Source organism: Haladaptatus ordinarius (assembly GCF_054177595.1).
This window is the reverse complement of record NZ_JBPEHH010000214.1, coordinates 1-3252: the sequence shown is the minus strand read 5'-3', so window position 1 is coordinate 3252 and position 3252 is coordinate 1. Positions and strand designations below refer to the sequence as shown.

The 3252-nt window shown below is 49.3% G+C and carries 3 protein-coding genes and 3 pseudogenes; all 6 read left to right on the top strand.

What is annotated here, in order from left to right:
• Positions 1–112, top strand: a pseudogene (locus ACR3FF_RS26450) (IS1595-like element ISHti5 family transposase); the annotation flags it as partial.
• Positions 113–292: 180 nt separating this feature from the next.
• Positions 293–1048, top strand: a complete 756-nt coding sequence (locus tag ACR3FF_RS26445) for a DUF7260 family protein (protein WP_458191063.1) — start codon at positions 293–295, stop codon at positions 1046–1048.
• A gap of 127 nt (positions 1049–1175) precedes the next feature.
• Positions 1176–1364 carry a hypothetical protein gene (locus ACR3FF_RS26440; RefSeq protein ID WP_458191062.1) on the top strand — a complete coding sequence of 63 codons (189 nt, stop codon included), beginning with the start codon at positions 1176–1178 and terminating at the stop codon, positions 1362–1364.
• 48 nt (positions 1365–1412) lie between these two features.
• Positions 1413–1574: pseudogene (locus ACR3FF_RS26435) on the top strand (ArsR family transcriptional regulator); the annotation flags it as partial.
• Between the two features lie 777 nt (positions 1575–2351).
• Positions 2352–2642, top strand: a pseudogene (locus ACR3FF_RS26430) (IS5/IS1182 family transposase); the annotation flags it as partial.
• Positions 2643–2854: 212 nt separating this feature from the next.
• A complete protein-coding gene (locus ACR3FF_RS26425; protein WP_458191061.1) occupies positions 2855–3022 on the top strand; it encodes a DUF5797 family protein in 168 nt (55 codons plus the stop codon).
• The last annotated feature ends 230 nt before the right edge of the window (positions 3023–3252 follow it).

Here is a 3252-nt window from a genome sequence, read left to right as displayed (position 1 = left end):
GTTCCGAGGCGTCTCAAAACACCACTTACAGGGCTATCTAAACTTCTTGGGCTGGATCCTCAACACCGACGACTGGTTCGAGCAGATCCTAAGTACTGACTTCTACAGATGAGCGAATCAATATTACTCTGTCTGCCTGGCCTAGGGCAACACTCCCAAAGACGAGAACGCCTTGCACCACATGTTTGCTCAGCCATGTCGACAGCAAAACGTTCGAAGAAATATAATTCGTTGTTGATTCATGGGCAATAATGTATATATGGGTTCACGAGCAGTGTGTTAATGAGAACCAATGGCACAGGATAAAAATCAGTTAGTTGACTACACGTCGTTGCTGGACGCCCACAGAAGCCTCGCGAAAGAAGATTCTCGAATCCAAGCTGAAATCAATGCGTTCGAGGACTTTCTCGACCAACTCGATGAACATCGGCCACAACCCTATCGAGCGGATGGTGGAACACAACCTGCGACATGCCTCTCAGAGACACCATCTTCAGTCACATCACAAAAAGCGATTCAAATTGCCTATCGGGAGTCTGTTTTGGCAGTTGACCACTGGAAAGACGCATATGGAGATGAGACCACACTCGAGAGTATGGCAAACGAATTCGGAGTCGATGTGACAGCCGGTTTAACGGGCGGTGAAGCGACGTGGTCGCCACTATTATGGGACCAACTCCGGCGTGAAAGCGAGAAAGCCATCGAAACCCGCCAAAAAGTACTCCAGGCGGTTACGGCAGAACGCCAGCAACTTCAGAAACTTCGAGAATCTCTTGTGGAAATAGGTGAGGAGTTAGCAGAAATTGAGCGTGCTAACTACCCATTTGCTGACCGAAGCGATCGACTCACAACGATTCACCAGCGGCTGGAGCAGTTAGCAGAGGGACAGCAAGCATATCTGCGTCAGCGTGAGACACCAAATGAGGAGCTATTTCCATCGTTCGTCTACACAGAACTAGATACCGACCATCCCGGATTGGAAGCCATGGCGATAGCTCGTGACATATGCGATAAGATTGAACTTCGCCATTGGGTTGGCATGCGGTAAAGTATTGAAGCCAAGACATCCATTGAAAACAGTGCCTGTTTAGGCCAAATTCTTAAATTCCCGAGTTGCGAAATCGCTCATGCCAATGAATTCCCCTCGGGATTCCGAGTACACATCCCTATCGCCGATGGCAACTGAAGCACTGGCACATCTCCGTGCTCACTTCGATTCGAACGAGTCGTTCACCTACGAGCAAGCGGAGCACGTACTTCAGACGCATGATATAGAGCCACTCCTCGTCGAGGATCTTCTTGAAACGCTCTTACTTCGGGGTTACTTATTTGAAGTCGAAGACAAATTGCGCATCACCGAATGACTCTTTGAGTCGACTGCAGACGATGAAAAGTAAACGCCTTCGAGACGTTTACTCGACGTCGGCCTTGTCGACAAACACCAACGACGGACAGCTGACAGCCAGGGATTCTACACATATTATCGACCGACAGGAATGGGTCGAAGGATCCTTGAACACGGCGTTGAGGAGCTAATGCGTCGTGAACGAGAGTTCAATGATGTTTATTCGTAGTGACTTCCCCGCGTGGACTAAATATTCTCAAACAAGATAGACCCTCAGAACATCGAAGAATATTGATTTGCAGCACCTCTATCGTCGACAGATTGTGGAGACACACCTGTGGACGTGCGGCTGAATCGCACAGAACAGTGTAGCCCCCCACCCCTCGTCCAGAGTGTAAACGAATGAGCGGGGAGGGAATGATAGCAGCACGGAGCTTGTGCAATAGCTTTTTACGGTGATTTATCGACATAGAAAGCGTAATTCGAGGTTATAGACGAATCTGGAGAACGTTGTCAAATGTATTTATGAAATTTTCTACATTACAGCGAGGAACCACCTATGAAAAATTTATTACTACACTAATGAACTGTTTCTTATAGTATACAATAAAGATTTCGATGATAAATAGTATTTCTACTCAGCCCGGCAGGATCGCTTACTGCCGATTCAATCCGTCGTCTCTGTAACGTGAAGTGTCTACACGTCTTTGCCAGTTACACTCTGGACGAGGGGTGTGTGGGCCTGGACCTCGTCAAAATAAGTGTTTAGTCGACACAGCCTGTTCTGAGTGGGATATTGGGGGATTTACACTCTGGACGTGGGGTGGAAACATATCGAGCGTGAACTCCAGTCGTTCCTTCGTAATCACGGGATTAACCACATAACCATCGAAGCAGTATCCGAACCTCCACGACGAGAGGAACGAAGTGGGATGCTCCGTTGAACGGGCCTTCCCTCTTCGGATTTTATCGCTGATTTCAGGGGATTTGGACACCGTCTGGCGATATGGGCCGACTCAGGAAGCTCGCGAAGACGTTTCAAGAGTTCGCCACGAACCACGTCGAAGATCCAGACGTACCCGCCGTCGCCGACGGCGACGACGGGTACGCGGAGTCGACGAAGATCGCGCTTCTCCTGCTCAAAGAAGAGATCGACAAACCGCACCGGAAACTCGAAGACTATCTCAACGAGATGCCCGGAATCCTCGACGTATTGGGTATCGAGAAATCACCGGATTACACGTCGTTTAGCAAGTGGGACGGTGAATTTCCGATGCAGGAGTTGCGCCGCCTGCTCCCCTTCTCCGGACGTATCCGGGAGAGGCATCGCCATCGTCCAACTCATACTTCACACGGTATCTTGTGAAACTGATGTTTTGATCACCGAGCAAGTCGGCTGAAATCGAATCGTCTGCTCTGAGAATCTGCCGAGAAAGAGTAGCTACCGGTGGAAAACTGCATATCATAATACCGATACTGCTCCCGTCTTGCGTTCAACACTGCATCACAATGCAACCAACGAGTAATGGGGAATTAGCATCTCGGTGGAACCTCGACTCTGGCAAGGAAGTCCACCGCTATCTCGCCTCAACCCTCGATGCGTACGTCTATCGTGACGAAACAGTTCGTATTCGAGCGACTCCGGAGGCGGAAAAGCTCATTGCATCCAAATCGTAGCGATTCGATAATAGTTATTGATACATGGAGTGCGCCTCGCGGTGTACGAATCGTTCACGGTCTCTGATTCAAGACCTCTTTTAAGAGTTCAGTCAAATAGACCATCCCTACAGTCGCTAGTTGTCCACTCTGGCTCAAGAGACCAGTTGCTGACACGTAGTAGTCAGAATGAGGCGACTGAATCAGTCGCCTGATTCAGCCGCTGTCCGGATTGGTGCGTAATGAGGCTA

Bases quoted from the DNA above. Each gene is read 5' to 3' on its own strand.
- ACR3FF_RS26440 (WP_458191062.1), top strand. From the start codon at position 1,176: ATGGCAACTGAAGCACTGGCACATCTCCGTGCTCACTTCGATTCGAAC.
- ACR3FF_RS26425 (WP_458191061.1), top strand. From the start codon at position 2,855: ATGCAACCAACGAGTAATGGGGAATTAGCATCTCGGTGGAACCTCGAC.
- ACR3FF_RS26445 (WP_458191063.1), top strand. From the start codon at position 293: ATGGCACAGGATAAAAATCAGTTAGTTGACTACACGTCGTTGCTGGAC.